The following is a 16943-nucleotide window of genomic DNA, read 5'->3' as shown; positions in this document are numbered from 1 at the left end:
AATCTTTTATGTCAGAAAACTTGTTTAAGGACTACATGAGTGTATATTTTTGTCAATTTTAAAAGACTATACCTGTTTGGTAAAATACTTATTTATAATCTATTTAGGTGCTATTTCTAAAGCATTAATAATCCATTTACCATCAAGAGTTAATTCTAATAGTTCGTCATCACCAATTTCAACCTCAATGGTTTCTATTTTTTGCTTTCCAGAGTAGACTTTCTCATTTGTCATTAGTGTTTTACCGTTAATAGCAAAAGACATATTAAAAGTAGCCCCTTTAAAGTAAATCATCTCAGCCTTTATTCTAGCGTCGCCCATATAGTACTTTATGTTGTAAGTACCTTTTTTAAGTCTTACGTAAAACTTTGCTTCTTTTTTACCAGTTAGTCCATCTCTTTGCCAAAATACAACACGCTCTGAAGCTTCATTATGATGATACCAGATGTTATCAACATCTGATGCACGCCAACCGAATTGATTTTTATTTGGATCATAAACATGGCGTTGATTTACTGGAGTAAAGCCAAGGGCATCAATCATGGAATATAATGCAAAGTTTAATTTTATTTCAGTTAACGCTTCTGGTTTAGGATAACTTTTTATTGCGGCGATTTCTTTCGTGAGTTTTGGTGCAATTACTTTTTTAGGTGACGTGTAACTACTGATGTTGTTATAACTTTCTGGCGCACCAATTAATCCCCTTTTTTGTGTTGCTTTAGCTTGCGCATCGGTACAAATTACGAATCTATCTACGCCAATCCCTGAATTAACTTGATAAAGCTTTATGGTATGATACCCCGATTTTTCTACTGTAATTTCAAAAGGTATTTTTTCCATACCCGATAAAATATTGTTTTCCCAACTCCAGTTTTCAGTGCTACCATCAGTTAGTTTTTTAGACATTCTTTGGCCTTTATGTCGAACACCATTAAGAATTTGCGGTTTTTGATTATCAACACCAATTGCAATTTGGCAAGTTTTACCTTTTCCTTCGTTAAGTGTTGGTATACGGTATAGTTGCCCGAAAAACGTACCTGTGTTTTCAAAATAAACAGAATATTCCAAACGAGCGGCATTGGTTGCAATCTCCTGTTCTATTTTAGTACCTCCTTTAATAAACATTGAAGAGCCGAAGTAGCCAAAGTTCTCGTAAGGTTCCCATTTAGCGTCTTTTCCGTTTTGCTTTGACGTGTAATTTTCAGTTTCAATAGCAACAAATCCGTTACCTTCTATATATGAGTTGTCCTTTAATTTGAAATCATATTTTGTAGCTTTTACAGGATACGATTTTGAAAATCCGTGTGCGTCTTTTACGGTTATTGTAGCCTTGTTTTCTCCCGATGTTGTTTTGCCCCAATCAATGCTAACATACAAACGGTCTTCTATGAGAACGCTGCCAGAGGCTTTTGAAAATTTTACCCAATCTGCATCACTTTGAATAGTCCATTGGTTGGCTTCAATAGCTTTGTTGAAGACATCAATAAAACGAATATTGTCTTCAAATGATGAAAAACGTAATTCAATTGTTTCGTTCCCAATGGCTTGTCCTTCACAAACCGAACCAATGCCATTAACAGCTTCTTCTTTAAAATGCTCATCATAAACAAGGTTATTCGGAATGTTAGCCACATCAAAAATGCGTTCCTTAAAATTGTAAAGTGCATATGGATCCATAATACCGTTCCACTTACCATTTTCCATTGTTTTATAGGTCTCTAGATCGGCTTGAATGGCCGCTTCGGCGTTTTCAGATAAGGTTTTATAGGCATTTACACTTGCATAACGACCTTGTTTTGCATAGGCAACATTTTTTCTGTAAAACTGCGTTTTTTCTAACATTAATCTTGAAGAGCGAATTGGATAGTACGCTAAATGCCAGAAGGGAGCTTTGGCCGATTCGTCTAGTTTATCATAAATAGCCTTTGCTTTTTGTTCTAATGCATTTGCAGTTTGAATTTGTCTTAAAGATTCGTCACCAAAATCATAAAGACTATAAAATCTGTATCTCCAATTATTCTCGTACTTCCAGTCCCAGAATGGGAAAAGGTGTTCTGGCTTTTTAGGACGACAAAGATTATGAAACGCTGTAAGCAAATTTGCAATTTCTTTTGCATTAGTGTCGTTAACGCCAAATTGCTGTTTTGCACTTTTTTGAATAAAGGCTTTTGTTGTGTTTTTTGGATAGGAGTCAACATCATAGGCCAAGGCCATGTAAAATTGCAGACCCATTTCAGCAGGTTTAATATCGCCCACATTTACTATCCAGAAATCACGAACATTTTCATTGTATACTTTTAATAACTCCTCTTGTATTAACGGAAGTGGTGTAGTGTAGAGCCAGTCATAAGTAGCTCCACCTTGGTAGGCTAAGTGATAGTACAGTCCGTTTCCACCAGGACGCTTTTGCTCATGTGGTCTTGGTATCTGTCTTGCATAACCAAAATTGTCTTCTGTCCAAACCATTATAACATCTTCGGGAAGTTTTAAACCTTCGCATTGTTCTTTGCCATCTTTACTTTCGCCATTATAAAGTTCTCCGGTTTCTTCATATGGAACAAAAATCTGTGTAACCGCATCTTCCGAACCAAAAGTTTCTTTAATCATCTCTCGCTGACGGTCAATAACTTTTTGAAGAAGTTTTACTTTATTCTCTAAGGTTGGATTTTTAAGATTTGCATATTCAAACGGAGAATCATGCACACCGCGTATGCCTAAGGTGTAAATCATGTTAAAATCCTTGGATTCATCTAAGCGCTCTTGCCAATAGGCTTCAATGGTTTTTGGGTTTACCGTATAATCCCAAACAGGAACGCCTTTAGCGTCGTACATATTTTTGTGTTCTTCTGCCCAATCATGCCACTCAGCATAATTATTTCGTGCCATTTGTTCGCAATGCGATGAGCCAACATAAATACCGTATTCTTTTGCATTTTTTGGGTTTATAGGCACGCCGTTTTCGTCTTTTGCCTCAAAGAAATAACTTCCGGCTTGCATCATTCCAGGCCAGATTGAATTTGCCTTTAAACGAAGTAACAACTCAAAGACACGTTTGTATACAGCTGGACTTATGTGTGTGTTGTATTGATTAGATGTTGTTTTTTCACTCCACTGGATTAAAGCCTCTTCATCGTTAATAAAAATGCCACGGTATTTTACCGAAGGTTCTTTTGGCAGGGTTAATACGTTATTCAAAACTATTTCATTCTGTTTTTTAGGGGTAACATCGCACCACCAGTACAATGGAGAAACTCCAATACGTTCTGATATTTCATAAATGCCATACACCGTTCCTAAGGCATCACTTCCATTTACCACCAATGCACTTTTGATAGTATTAGTAGGGCTTTTAATAGATTTTAGTAGAAAGGCCTGCTGCAATGAATCCTTGCCAGTAAACTCATTTAACTTTCCATTTTTTTGAAGGGTTAAAATATCTTGATTGTTGGAAGTACCAACGATAATCACATTTTGGTTAACGTTTTCTAAAGAATGGATAATCTCAGGTTTCATTCCTGTAACCATTTCAATATCATGCTGTAAATCATTTATAGCACGAAGAATCTGCGGCGCTTCTGTGTCGGATACATAAATACATGCTACCTTTCCGTTTTTGTACAATGCAAAGCTGTTCTTATCTAAAGCTTTAGAGCAACCTGTTAAGAATAATAAAAAGAAAGAAATACTGATTAGTGATAGTTGGTTTTTCATTTAAGTGCTTCTTTAGGTGTTTCCTATCAAAATTATAGATTGCTTTCTTCTTAAAAGATTGGTAAAGTCGAAATTACGTTTTTTAACCGTTTAATTATAAGGATAAATAATTGATTATAAATATTTTAATTCGATGTTTAAAGTGCGGGGTTGTTAATTCGGAAAATTGTAAATTGTTCAGTAATTTTGAAATATTTAACTGTTAAATGAGGTTTACTGAAGACCAAATAAGGGCTCAACTGGATAAAATTGTATCAGACAAGACGTTCTCTCGTTCTAAAATAAATGTGCGATTATTAAGGTTTTTAGTCCAATCTACGTTAGAAGGTAGAGACTTAAAAGAAACTGTTATAGGTACCGAATTTTTTGGCAAGAAATACGACCCTATAAAATCAGATAATAAGGTTAGGGTATATATCTACCATTTAAGAAAAAAACTTGAAGATTATTACCGTAATTCAGCCACTAGCGAGGATATTGTTTTTACCATTGATAAAGGGCAGTATAAAGTTAGTTTTGAAGCATTCAAAGCCCCCACATTAGAAAAAGAAACTTCATCAAAATGGTGGTATATGTTGGGAACTATCATTGTTTTTTCTTCAATTGCCGTATTTGTTTATAAGAAGCCAATTAACACGTTTTGGGCGGATTTAATGAAAAATGAACTTTCAACTACCGTTGTTTTTGGTGATTACTTTACTATTGAAGGACCAATAACCACTAGTGAGAAGGGCATTATAAGAGATTATGAGATTAACTCTGAAGCAGAGCTTGAAAAGTATCTAGAAAAGCATCCCGAACAAGCTAGTAAGTTAATAGCTAGTAAGCATCATTATTTTAACTGGATGGCACCTTATTGCAGTAGAACTATTACCGAATTTTGGGGAGTATATGACTATCCTTTTAATATTACCCAAGTATCTGAATGGAGTGTTTCTCAAATTGAAAAAGAGAATTTGGTGTATTTCGGACAGTCTAAATCCATGGGGGTGTTAAAGAATATTTTGGTAGAAAAATTTCCTAACTACACCTACAAGAGTCAACGCTTAGAGCGTAAAGACCCAAAAACTAACGAAACCACAGTTTATGGGGATGTGGTTACATACAATGACAAAATTATTGACTACACTATTGTTGCAAAAATTTCAATGCCAACAGGTAATGAAATGCGTTTTTTCTTATCGGATCAAGATTGTGGCGCCATAAGTGCCTTGGATTATTTTACTCAAAACGATTCTGTTAAAGCCTTCTACAATAGGCATCATATCAAAAAAGATGAAGATTTTATTGCGCTTTTTAAGGTAACTGGATGGCAACGTAAATCTTATGATATGGAGTTTGTGTTATTGGATAAAAACTAGATTTCTTGTAACGATTTACTTTCAAAATGTACCTATTAATTACTAACTTAGGTACTATGAAATTTCGAAGGCTTTTTTATGATAACAGAGTTGATATTAAAAAAATAACAACTGAGAAAGTTGTCATAGGAATTGTATTAGGATTATTATCTGCGTTTGTTATTTATAGTTTTTTCTATGTGATTAGGGAATCATTTAGATTGATGATTCTTGGATTCAATGATTATGGTTTTCATAGCTTTTTTAATGATGAATTTATCTTACCTAAGGAGAATAGAAATTTTTATAATTTGTTTTTTTCTGGTTTGTCATTAATACTAGGAAATTCTGTTGCTGTTCTTTTTATTTTTAGTGGACCTAACAATATTTTAAATCGATTTGATTCTAGAAGAAAGAGAGTATTGAATGATCAAGTCTTTCTGAGTTTTAATTTTTTGTATTGGATTACAAAGGTTGGTTTAGCAGTAGGAGTTTTTGCCATAGCAGGATTAAAATTAGAATATTTGCCATACTTTAAACCAATTGCTTATTTGTTTTTGTTCGTTTTATATCTTGAGACTTGGAAGAATCTGTCACTTGTAATAAAAAAGAGGAGGTTAATTATTCAATCCGGGCATTTGTTAATACTACTTGTATTATCATTAGGTTTAAGTAAAATAGATGTTGTCAATTATAAGGCTTTAGACAAGGCTTCGGTAAAAAACAATCCAATAATAGATTTTCCTAAATCTTCATTTTACGATAAAAATGATGCACCTTGGTATACTAGAAATAGAACAATGGGATTTAAACTTAAACGCAATGAGGCGGGTAACTTGGATATTTATACAGAAAGTAGGGAAAAAATAGGATTAGGAGATATTGAGTATTATGTAATTGCTGAAAAACACGCTTTTAGAGAAGAGTTAATCCCTTTTCTAAGTGTAAATATTCTTGCTGATAAAGACTTGAATTTAGGACTTATTAAAACATTTGAAGCAAAATTATATCGAGCAGGGATTCATATGGTTAATTATGAAATTAGAAATGAAGAGCTATATGCCAAAGAATTTAGAAATGGGTTAATAAAGAAAAGGTTATACGCTCCTGTTCTAGAGTTCGATGGGGAATTTGAAAGAACAGATAGCCTCGAAAGTATATTACTTCCTCCATTGCCACTTCATCCACCAGAACCATATTTTGATAAGTTTGATACAGTAGAAGTTTCTATTGGCAAACAACCGAGGTTTGAAGATAAACCAATGCGCTTATCTGCAATTCAAAAGAAGTTTAGTAAAAACATTAATACTAAAACGGTGTACCTATATAAAATTACTAAAGGAGCAACGTACCAAGATTATATAAATATGCTTACTGTACATAATACAGCCGTTTCTGAATTAAGGAAACAAGAACAAACTATTTCATCTGATCAAGATTGTTTTGATGAAAGTTGTTATAAGGCTTATAGAAATGAACAAATACGATTAAGACGAAAATACCCCGTATATGTTATTGTATCGAAAGAACCTTAAAATATGATTCTATTCAGAGTACTTTTTAATCAATCGTACCATTAAATCGTTTAATTTTTCAACCTCATATTGTCCAACACTTGGTTCTAAATGATCATTTCCAATGCCACTATCGTTGGTTATGAATACATAAGTTGCATTTGTAGAAATGGCCATAAACCGCATTAAGAATTCTGTGTTTTTATCAATACCACTAGCCGTAATAGGGATAACTTTTATACCTTTCTTAGCAGCTGCCTTAATGGTGTTTTGAATATTTTCTACAATAACTGGTGTATAATGTGGAGGTGCATCTAATAATAGAAATGCAATTCTTGTTTTTGCACTATCGGACCATTGTAAGTCATTAATTGCTAAATCTAAAGCACTATGAACTGCTTCTGGGAAATCGCCGCCACCGTTTGCGCTTTGTTCATTTATAAATGCAATAGTTTCGTCTAAATCGTTAGTGAAATGCGAAGCTTTAGTTACATAAGCATCACCTTCATCTCTATAAAATACTGTTGATGTAAAAATATCAAGATTAGCGTCGTCTTGCTTTACTTTATTAATAACACTTTTTAAATCTTCTTTTAAAAACTCAAGTTCGTCTCCCATTGATCCTGTTGCATCAACAATAAAAGACAACTCAACGTTATTTAAATTTTGAGTATTGGGTGTAATGTCAATTTCATTTATGCCATCTTTAAACAAAACTAAATTTTGATTGATTAGAACACCATTAATTTTTAGACTAAGATTATTCAGATCGGTTAGGTGTTCATCTTGAAAAATTCCAGCCCATAACTCGGCTTTCCCAAAGTTATCGGTTTTGGCTGCCCAAATAACGGCATCATTCCTAATAAGCTCTATTGTTGCGTTGTTAATCGGTGTATTGTTATTCTGAACAATAAAAGAAATTCTGTTTTTATGGTAAAAACTCCAATAAGCAGGCATTTCTGAGTAATCTTTCTCATTTAAGATATTATTCCAGAAGTCCCAATTGGTTAAATCATTCCATTCTCCAGCGGTTACTAATCCAGCTTGTCCTTGCTGTCCGCCACCTCCACCTCCCGAAGCGTCTTCTGATGAAGCAAAATCTGTTGGGCCTGATTCCGATGTACCATCGCCAGTACAGGCAAAAAGAAATAGTGAAATCTGTAATAGCGTTAATCTTAAAATAGTTTTCATAGTCTTTTTATTGAGGTGTTTTAAGAAAAGATGCTATTTTAAGAATTGGGTTGCGTTACTTCTGTATAAATTTTAAACACCAAATTGTCGTAAATGATGGTCAAGGTGTTTGTATTGAGATTTTGCCCATTGTTCTGCGGTAAGTTTTCCAAACAGCGGGTGAGTATTCCACTCTTTCTTGTCTTTTAAGCCATTAAATGCTTTAACCAAAGTAATTAGCTGATCTTTTTCTGTTTTAAAAACAGGGGTGTCTCGCACTACATATTCCGGTGCTGTTGGAATGCCTTGTTTGTAGGACCTATCATTATAAAGTGCAGATTTAAATAATCTAAAAACTAGTTTTTTCATAAAGCCAATATTCGCATCTAACTGTTTGGTGCCCATGGCAACTTCAATAGGGCCATGACAATGTTTTACCATCTGACTAGCATTCATAGAACCCCATTTTGGTTTTGAGCTTGACTTAAGTTTATTAATACGAAGTAATACTTCCTCTAACGCTTCCGATTCAAATAAAGATTTCATGGAAAATATGGTTTAAATTGTTTCTGAAAAGTAGTGTATTTTGAACTAATATCAAGGTTGTATTTGATTAAAAAAAATAGGATTATCGCAAACGTTTTGTAGGTAAAAATAACTTTTATTGAATTTTTTATCGTCAAAATGTATAAAATGTCAGATAAAATACATATATTAGTAGTCCCTAAATTACAACCATGAAGACAATCCAACTATCCCTAACCACTGTTGGATGGAAAGAATCATTATCTACTATAGATATAAAACCCAATCTATGCATTCTTTTCATCTCACCACATTTTACTAGAAAAAACGAAGTTTTAGACTTCTTAAATAAGAGTTTTCCTGATGCCATTTTTATTGGTTGCTCTACTGCTGGCGAAATATCTGGAGTCACAGTTAAAGATGAAACCGTTTCTTTAACAGCTATTGAATTCGAAAAAACGCAGCTAAAAAAAGTATCAGTAAAAGTACAAGATAAAGAATGTAGCTTCAAAGCAGGTAAGACCATAGCAAGTAAGCTAAAAAAAGACAATTTAAAACATGTAATTGTATTGAGTGATGGCCTAAATGTTAATGGAGCCGAATTGGTTTCTGGTCTAAAATCTAAAATTCCAGATGTTAGTATAACGGGTGGTTTAGCCGCCGATGGCGCAGATTTTAATGAAACTTTTGTTATAGATAATGAAGGCTTATTTGATAAAACTATAGTAGGCTTAGGCCTGTATGGAGAGAGTCTTAAAGTTGGTTTTAGCTCAAAAGGGGGCTGGGACAGTTTTGGTATTGAAAGACTTGTAACCAAATCTAAAGACAATGTATTATATGAGCTAGATGGACAACCAGCACTTAAAATTTATAAGTCGTATTTAGGAGAAGAGGCCAAAAATTTACCAGGTTCGGGCTTATTATTTCCTTTAAGCATGAGAACTTTAGGAAGAGAAGAACCTTTGGTAAGATCTATACTTAATGTAGATGAGGATGACCAAAGTTTAACTTTTGCCGGAAATATTCCGGAGGGGTCTTATGTAAGATTAATGAAGGCTAATGCAGATAGGTTGATTGACGGAGCAAAAGACTCTGCTGAGTCTGCGTTAAAGTCTGCCAAGAAAGCGCAATTAGCTATATTGATTAGTTGTGTGGGTAGGCGCTTGGTCTTAAAACAACTTGTGGAAGAAGAGGTTGAGGTTATTCGTGAAACAATAGGGGATATTCCTAATATTACAGGATTTTATTCATATGGTGAAATTGCTCCTTTTCAAGAGTTTTCTCCCTGTGAATTGCACAATCAAACAATGACTATAACAACACTGTTAGAATGTTAAACAATCCGGAACATAGACTCCTTAAAAGGCAACTTAAAAAATCTAATTTAGAACATTTAAGTAGTGATCCTAATTTTGCCAAATTTTTGGAGTTTATTAATAGTGCTTATTTTAGTTTTGATAGAGATTTAAACCGTATTGAGAATATTTTAGAACAAAGTTCTAAGGAGTTAGTAATCGCTAACAAACAACTTATCATAGAAAGGGATAAGACAAAAAATAAACTAGCAAATTTAGTTGATAATATTGGTGGTGTAATTTTTGAAACTGACCCTATCGGGAATTTTACTTTTGTTAATCATGCTTGGGAAACCTACTCCGGATATTCAATCAATGAAACCATTGGAAAGAACTTTTTAGATTTTTTAAAGGAAGAGGATATTGATGGCGATAAAAGCATTAGGCAGATTTTTGGAAAAAAACGGAATAAAATAAAGTTTATCTTCAAGCATAAAAATAAAGACAAACTTATGTGGTTTGAGTTAAAGGCCAAATCCATAGAAAATGAAGTTGGTAGATTTACAGGTTATATTGGTACCATTTCTGAAGTGACTAATTTAAAAGAAACAGAAATTGAGTTGCATAAAGCTAGTAAGGCCAAAGATGCTTTTCTTTCCACAATGTCTCATGAAATAAGAACGCCCTTAAATGCAGTTACGGGATTGACTAATATTTTGTTAATGGAAGAACATCTTCCAGATCAATTGGAAAATCTAAAAGCATTAAAGTATTCCGGTGAGCACTTATTGGGTCTAATTAATGATTTGTTAGACTTTGATAAAATTAAATCTGGTAAAATAAAACTTAATGAGAAAGACTTCAATCTTACTGCATTATTAGAAAACATTAAGTCTCATTTTATAATTAGAGCGGAAAAAAATGGCATTATTTTTAATGTTATTAAAGAGAATGATTTACCAGAATATATTATTGGAGATCAATTAAAACTTACTCAGGTTATAAAAAACCTATTGAGTAATTCTTTAAAGTTTACGGAAAAGGGGAGTATTATTTTAAAAATTAAAAAGCTTCAAACCGAGAATAACAAAGTTACTCTAAGATTTAAGGTTATTGACACTGGAATTGGTATTTCTAAAGCAAAACAAAAGTCCATTTTTGAAAGTTTTGTGCAGGCCAATTCAGATATCTCCGTTAAGTACGGAGGAACCGGACTAGGGCTTTCCATTTGCAAACAACTATTGGGTATTCAAAACAGTGACTTAAAGGTGAAAAGTACCTTGGGGCAAGGCGCAACGTTTTCATTTAAATTACAATTTAAACTGAGTAATAGACTTTGTCAATATGAACCCGAAATGGTGCAAATGCAAACTAAATTTGAGCCACTAAATTTGAAGGTTTTAGTAGCCGAAGACAATAAAATGAATGTTTTAATTGTTAAGAAAATTTTCGCTAAATGGAATATTGATTTAACCATTGCCAATAATGGTCAAGAAGTGCTTGATATTATTGAAGAAAAAGACTTTGATCTCATCCTAATGGATCTTCAAATGCCCGTATTAAATGGCTACGAAACCACAAAAAAAATCAGAAATCTTAAAGATCAATTTAAATCTACAGTCCCTATTATTGCTTTAACTGCCTTTGCGCAAACCGATGTTAAAGAGAAGACACAGTTATATAAAATGAATGGTTTTATGAGCAAACCCTTTGATCCCGCTAAACTCTATAATCTACTAAGGTTTTACAAAGATCAGTCAATAAATAAATGTGTTTAACTTAGATTTTTATAAGGCTTAGAGGTGTGTAGCTTGATTCGTATACTTGTAATATTTATATTTACAAAATGTCAGAAAAAAGCACTTCATTCTCAATTAAAAACTGGTCAATAGATGATAAGCCCAGAGAGAAACTCCTGTATAAAGGAAAGGAAACACTAAGCGATGCCGAGTTGGTAGCTATATTAATTGGTTCGGGTAATAGAAATGAAAGTGCCGTTGCACTTTGTAAACGTATTTTACGCAGTGTAGATAATAATTTAAGCGAATTAGGAAAACTATCCATAAAGCAACTTTTAGAATTCAAGGGAATTGGAGAGGCAAAAGCCATTACCATTGCTGCGGCATTAGAGTTGGGTAGAAGGCGAAGAGGAGAAGAGGCTTTACAAAAAAAGCGAATAACTTCAAGTAGATCAGCATTTGAGTTAATGCAACCAATTATTGGAGAGCTTAATCACGAAGAATTCTGGATTATTTATTTGAATAATTCTAATAAAGTACTTCAAAAAATTCAACTTAGTAAAGGAGGCATAACAGGTACTTTAGTGGATGTTCGTTTGGTATTTAAACAAGCCTTAGAGGTTGGGGCTACATCATTAATTTTAGCACATAACCACCCATCTGGTACACTAAAACCAAGCACCGCCGATAAGCAAATTACCAATAGATTAAAAAATGCTGCAGAAAGTTTAGATATTAAAGTTCTAGATCACCTAATTATAACCGAAAAAGCCTATTTTAGTTTTGCAGATGAATCTATTTTGTAAATGCTATTAGTATATACCCATAAAATTTCACCAAGAGTTAAGTATGCATTCAGACATATTTGTACTAGAATTTTAGGTATAGAGGTTGGTTTTACAACAACCATTGAAAATTTCATTGCTCATGATAGCTTAAAAATGTCTTATACCAAACAACAGTTAGGTAATGAATTTTTTATAAAAAGCAATGAGATTATGTTTGAACAAGGTCTATCTGATGTAGATGTTAATGTACAAGATTGGGGAGATACCAAATGTTTCTTTTCTACTGGAGAGAAAAGTGCACTACCTTTTGATATTTTTTCGGCCTCATTTTATTTGCTTTCGCGTTATGAAGAATACTTACCTCATGTAAAAGATGAATATGGGCGTTTCCCAGCATCCGAAAGTATAGCTTATAAGTACGGTTTTTTGCATCAACCAGTTGTTGATATTTGGGCATATAAATTTAAAGATGCCTTGCAAAAACAGTTTCCAGAATTTGAATTTCCTACTAAAACCTATCGTATAAAACCGCTTATAGATGTTCCAAGTGCTTATGCCTATAAACTTAAGGGAATTATGAGGACTTTTGGCGGGACTTTAAAAGATCTAGCCAGATTTAGATTTAGGGGTTTGTACTTTAGATTTGCTGTTTTACTCGGTTTTAAACATGATCCTCATGATACATTCAAGTATATCATAAATAGGCAAAGACATAGTAAATTTAAATTTTTGTTTTTCTTTTTAATAGGAGATTATTCAACCTACGACAAAGGTATTAACGCCAATAAGAAGAATTTTATTTCACTAATTAAACATGTTGCAGACTATTGTTTTGTAGGGTTAAAAGTGTCCTTTTTTGCTATAGAAAATGAAGAAACGCTAAAAAAGGAGAGAAATAGAATTGAGGATATTATTAATAGACCTTTAAAAGCTTCAAGACAATCTTTCTCTAAACTAAATTTACCAGAATCCTATAGAAGTTTAATAGATTTAGAGATAAAAGAAGATTATACTATGGGCTATGTAAACCACATAGGCTTTAGAGCTGGCTCTTGCACGCCATTTCTATTTTATGATTTAGATTATGAGGTGCAAACACCTTTAATGATAAACTCGTATCATTTAATGGACTATGCGCTCTTAAAAAATAAATCGCTTTTAGATAAAAAGAAGGCCCTAAATGAAATAATTTATCAGGTTAGAAAAGTAAATGGTGAATTTATACCAGTTTTTCATAATTATACCTTTTCAGATAATTTACGCTGGAAGGGGTTTAAGGAACTATTCAATATAATTTTAGAATCGGCTCATAATGAATAATAGAATTACCGATGTATTTTTTGATTTAGATCATACGCTTTGGGATTTTGATAGGAACTCAGCGCTTACTTTTAAAAAGATATTTAATCTCAATACGTTAGAAGTAGATGTAGATAAATTTCTCGAGTATTATAAACCTATAAATTTAGAATATTGGAGATTATATAGGGAAGATAAAATAGATAAAGAATCTCTTAGATTTGGAAGATTGAACGACGCTTTTCTTGCAATTGGAGTAAAAATAGACAAAGATATTATACTTAAGTTATCGGATGATTACATTACCTATTTAACTACCTTCAATCATTTATTTGATGACACTAAGGACATTTTAAATTATCTAAAAGATAAGTATACACTTCATATTATTACAAACGGATTCGAAGAAGTGCAGCATAAAAAACTGGTGAGATCCGGTATTGATGGTTTTTTTAAAACTGTAACTAATTCAGAAATGGTAGGTGTTAAAAAGCCAAATCCTAAAATTTTTGATTTTGCTATAAATCTAGCAGGTGCTAATATTGAAAATAGCATAATGATAGGCGATAGCTATGAAGCAGACGTTTTGGGAGCCTTAGATTTTGGTATGGATGCCATATTTTTTGATCTGAGGAATTCAGTCCAGTCAAACGGAGTTAAAAAAATTAATAACCTTTTAATGTTGAAAGAATTTTTGTAATGTAGTAATAAATGTTTTTTTTAGCGTTTATATAATAAAACTTAGTCTATGAGAATATTAAGCCCCATCTTATTGTCTCTTTTTTTTCTATTTAGCTGCACAAAAGATGTAGATTTTGATCAAGCAAATAATATAATATTAACACCAACGGCCGAAGCTAGTTTAGCATTTACATCTGCTAATGCCAGTGATTTTCTTATAAATGGTTTTGAAATAACTGCACCAACATTCGATGCTATAGACATCGACATTTTTAATGATGAATCGTTTAATGACAATATAACTAGAGTAGATTTAGTTTTTGAAACAGAAAATACATTGTCAAGAGACTTCCAATTTACAATAGGTTTTATTAATGATGCTTTAATTGAATTTGAAACCTTTTCCTTTTCTACGGCAGATTCATCACCGCATATAATAACTTTTGAGGGTGCTGATTTAGAGTTGCTTAAAACTATTTCGTCATTGTCCTATACCATTCAACTGATAACCTCCTCGGGTGTTCCTTTAACATCATCTAGTACTGGTGAGGTTACACTAAAATCTAAAGGAGTGTTTTATTTAAATATTGAGGCTTAGAATGAAGAAATATAGTGCTTTAATCATATTCATTTCATGCTTAAGTTTTGCTCAGAATAAACAGGTGCTTTATGGATTTAAGGATTTACCCCAATCTCTAATGTTAAATCCAGGAGGTAAAGTGAACAATGATTGGTATTTTGGAGTGCCTTTACTTTCTCATATTCATGCAAATATCGGATCTTCAGAGTTAACTGTATATGATCTTTTTGCAAATGATAATATAGATTTTAATCAAAAACTTAGACAGGCCATTTATAGAATGCAGCCAAATGATTTCTTTACAGTTAATCAACAATTGGAGATATTATCTGGTGGTTTTGCTTATGGAGATAGCTATGAAAAGAATAAATATATAAGTTTTGGGTTTTATCAAGAGCTTGATTTTATAGGCTATTTCCCGAAGGATTATGCCATTTTAGCTTACGAAGGGAATTTTAACAATACCAGTAGACTGTTTAAAGCAAATCATTTAAATTTTAATGCGGAAGTAATTTCCGTTTTACATGTTGGCTTTAATAAAAAGGTTAACAAGGACTTTACTTATGGTTTTAGAGGAAAGTTATATTCTAGTATAGCTAATATAAATTCTACAAATAATAAAGGCGGATTTGTAACAGAGCCTGGTGATGATAATCTATTAAGGCACGTTTTTAGCTTAGATGGAGGTGTTAGAAGTTCGGGGTTGGCACAAATGTATAGTGATGATGATCCCAGTACTGAAGAAGAAGACATCTCTTCGTTAAAGAAGAATATCCTTTTCGGTGGAAATATGGGTCTTGGTCTAGATATTGGGTTTACTTATCAGTTGAATGATCAATGGTATTGGGATGCCTCTTTAATTGATATTGGGTTTATTTCACATAGAAAAGATATTGAGAATTACGAGTTAAAAGGTGATTATGTTTTTGAAGGAATTGATCCTTTATTTCCAGATAACGCAGGAAGAAGTGCTGATGAGTACTGGACCGAAATTGAAGACGATTTTGATGAGTTATTTAGCATTGACACCACAAGTACCAAGTATACCACAATGAGACCAATTAAATTTAATACATCATTAAATTATTCTTTTGGTAAAAAACAAGAAGAAGATTGCAATTGTATAAAGGAAGATAGTGGATACCTAAATGCTGTTGGCGCTCAACTTTATGGTATAGCCAGACCTAAAGGACCGCAATTGGCCTTAACAACATATTACTACAGGAGGTTGTTTAGAGGCTTAGATATTAAGGCTACGTATACTATAGACTCTTTTTCTTTTAGTAATATTGGTGCTGGTATCTCTGCAAATATGGGTGGACTTAATATTTATGTAATGGCCGATAATTTTCTTAATTTTAAGAATCTATATGATGCACAAAGCGTATCTTTACAATTAGGCATTAATTATATCTTTAATAAAAATGAAAATTAAACTAATATTTACAGGAGTATTCTTTTTAATAATTTCCAACCTATTTGCACAAACTAATTTAAATAGTTACAAATACGTCATTGTACCTAACAAGTTTGATTTTCTTAAAGAAAAGAATCAGTATCAGTTAAATGGATTGGCTCAATTTCTTTTTAAAAAATATGGTTTTACTGCCTTAATGGAAGGAGACGATTATCCTGAAGATTTACTAAATAATAGGTGTTTGGCTTTACGCTCCGATGTTTTAAAGGAGTCTGGAATGTTTAAAACTAAATTGCAAGTGCAACTTAAAGATTGTAATGATAAAGTAGTTTATACTTCTGCCATGGGAGAGAGTAGAGAAAAAGAATATAAGAAGGCTTATAATTTAGCACTTAGACAAGCTTTTGGCTATTTAGAAGGGTTAAATTACTCCTATGTGCCAGACGATAATATTATTGGGCTCTCCTCTGGAACTAGAACTCAAGCTAATGCTGGAAATAATGAAAAAGTATCTAAAGAAATTGAAGAGCTTAAGGCTGAAATTGAGAATTTAAAGAAAGAAAAGGTTAAAGCAAAAGAACCTAAAGTATTAGTAGCTGAACAAAAGCCAGAGCCTGTAAAGGAGGTTGTCCCTGAAAAGGAAATAGAACCTATTAAGGAAACAGAAAAATCAAAAGTGCTTTACGCCCAGGAAATCGAAAACGGATTTCAGTTAGTTGATAACACACCTAAAGTAGTTTACAGAGTTAAGAAGACAGGTTTGGATAATGTGTTTTTAGTTGAAGGTAAGAGCGCCATTTTATACAAAAAAGAATCTGATTGGGTTTTGGAGTTTTATGTAAACGGAAAAGCCCAAAAAGAAATAGTAAAAGTCAAGTTTTAAC

13 protein-coding genes are annotated in these 16943 nt (G+C 32.7%); 10 read left to right on the top strand and 3 right to left on the bottom strand.

Features of this window, described 5'->3' with window-relative positions; all coding sequences use genetic code 11:
* Window positions 1-99: 99 nt before the first annotated feature.
* Window positions 100-3711: a glycosyl hydrolase 115 family protein gene (locus FUA24_RS21155; protein ID WP_148545074.1), complete on the bottom strand. Its 3612-nt coding sequence runs from the start codon at window positions 3709-3711 to the stop codon at window positions 100-102.
* A 206-nt stretch (window positions 3712-3917) separates the two neighbouring features.
* Between FUA24_RS21155 and FUA24_RS21150 the strand changes: the two genes are divergently transcribed.
* On the top strand, window positions 3918-5072 hold the full coding sequence (locus FUA24_RS21150; RefSeq protein ID WP_148545073.1) for a helix-turn-helix domain-containing protein: 1155 nt from the start codon (window positions 3918-3920) through the stop codon (window positions 5070-5072).
* A gap of 56 nt (window positions 5073-5128) precedes the next feature.
* Entirely contained in the window at window positions 5129-6586 is a 1458-nt protein-coding gene (locus FUA24_RS21145; RefSeq protein WP_148545072.1) for a hypothetical protein, read from the top strand.
* A gap of 9 nt (window positions 6587-6595) precedes the next feature.
* On the opposite strand, the gene FUA24_RS21140 is transcribed toward FUA24_RS21145, so the two are convergent.
* Together FUA24_RS21140 and FUA24_RS21135 are read right to left on the bottom strand one after the other, a co-directional pair.
* Window positions 6596-7756, bottom strand: coding sequence for a vWA domain-containing protein (locus tag FUA24_RS21140; RefSeq protein ID WP_148545071.1), 1161 nt, complete (start codon window positions 7754-7756; stop codon window positions 6596-6598).
* Window positions 7757-7828: 72 nt separating this feature from the next.
* The gene (locus FUA24_RS21135) at window positions 7829-8281 is read right to left on the bottom strand and encodes a DUF1569 domain-containing protein (RefSeq protein WP_148545070.1); all 453 of its coding nucleotides are present in this window, start codon (window positions 8279-8281) and stop codon (window positions 7829-7831) included.
* A 191-nt stretch (window positions 8282-8472) separates the two neighbouring features.
* Between FUA24_RS21135 and FUA24_RS21130 the strand changes: the two genes are divergently transcribed.
* From FUA24_RS21130 to FUA24_RS21095, 8 genes are all read left to right on the top strand, one after another.
* Window positions 8473-9597: an FIST signal transduction protein gene (locus FUA24_RS21130; RefSeq protein WP_148545069.1), complete on the top strand. Its 1125-nt coding sequence runs from the start codon at window positions 8473-8475 to the stop codon at window positions 9595-9597.
* The gene (locus FUA24_RS21125) at window positions 9591-11333 is read left to right on the top strand and encodes a PAS domain-containing hybrid sensor histidine kinase/response regulator (RefSeq protein ID WP_148545068.1); all 1743 of its coding nucleotides are present in this window, start codon (window positions 9591-9593) and stop codon (window positions 11331-11333) included. Before FUA24_RS21130 ends, FUA24_RS21125 begins: the two co-directional genes overlap by 7 nt.
* A gap of 68 nt (window positions 11334-11401) precedes the next feature.
* Window positions 11402-12100 (top strand): RadC family protein, encoded by a 699-nt coding sequence (gene radC / locus FUA24_RS21120; RefSeq protein WP_148545067.1) that lies wholly within the window; start codon window positions 11402-11404, stop codon window positions 12098-12100.
* Window positions 12101-13402, top strand: a complete 1302-nt coding sequence (locus tag FUA24_RS21115; RefSeq protein ID WP_148545066.1) for a polysaccharide deacetylase family protein — start codon at window positions 12101-12103, stop codon at window positions 13400-13402.
* The gene (locus FUA24_RS21110) at window positions 13395-14081 is read left to right on the top strand and encodes a YjjG family noncanonical pyrimidine nucleotidase (RefSeq protein ID WP_148545065.1); all 687 of its coding nucleotides are present in this window, start codon (window positions 13395-13397) and stop codon (window positions 14079-14081) included. The genes FUA24_RS21115 and FUA24_RS21110 overlap by 8 nt, the downstream gene beginning before the upstream one ends.
* A gap of 48 nt (window positions 14082-14129) precedes the next feature.
* A complete protein-coding gene (locus FUA24_RS21105) occupies window positions 14130-14660 on the top strand; it encodes a hypothetical protein (protein ID WP_148545064.1) in 531 nt (176 codons plus the stop codon).
* 1 nt (window position 14661) lies between these two features.
* Complete coding sequence (locus FUA24_RS21100; RefSeq protein WP_246147131.1) at window positions 14662-16077, top strand: DUF5723 family protein; 1416 nt, start codon at window positions 14662-14664, stop codon at window positions 16075-16077.
* Complete coding sequence (locus FUA24_RS21095; protein WP_148545063.1) at window positions 16067-16942, top strand: hypothetical protein; 876 nt, start codon at window positions 16067-16069, stop codon at window positions 16940-16942. Before FUA24_RS21100 ends, FUA24_RS21095 begins: the two co-directional genes overlap by 11 nt.
* Window position 16943 lies beyond the last annotated feature (1 nt).

This window comes from Seonamhaeicola marinus (genome assembly GCF_008085455.1).
Note: the sequence above shows the minus strand (reverse complement) of the source record. Positions and strands in the feature narration are given on the sequence as shown.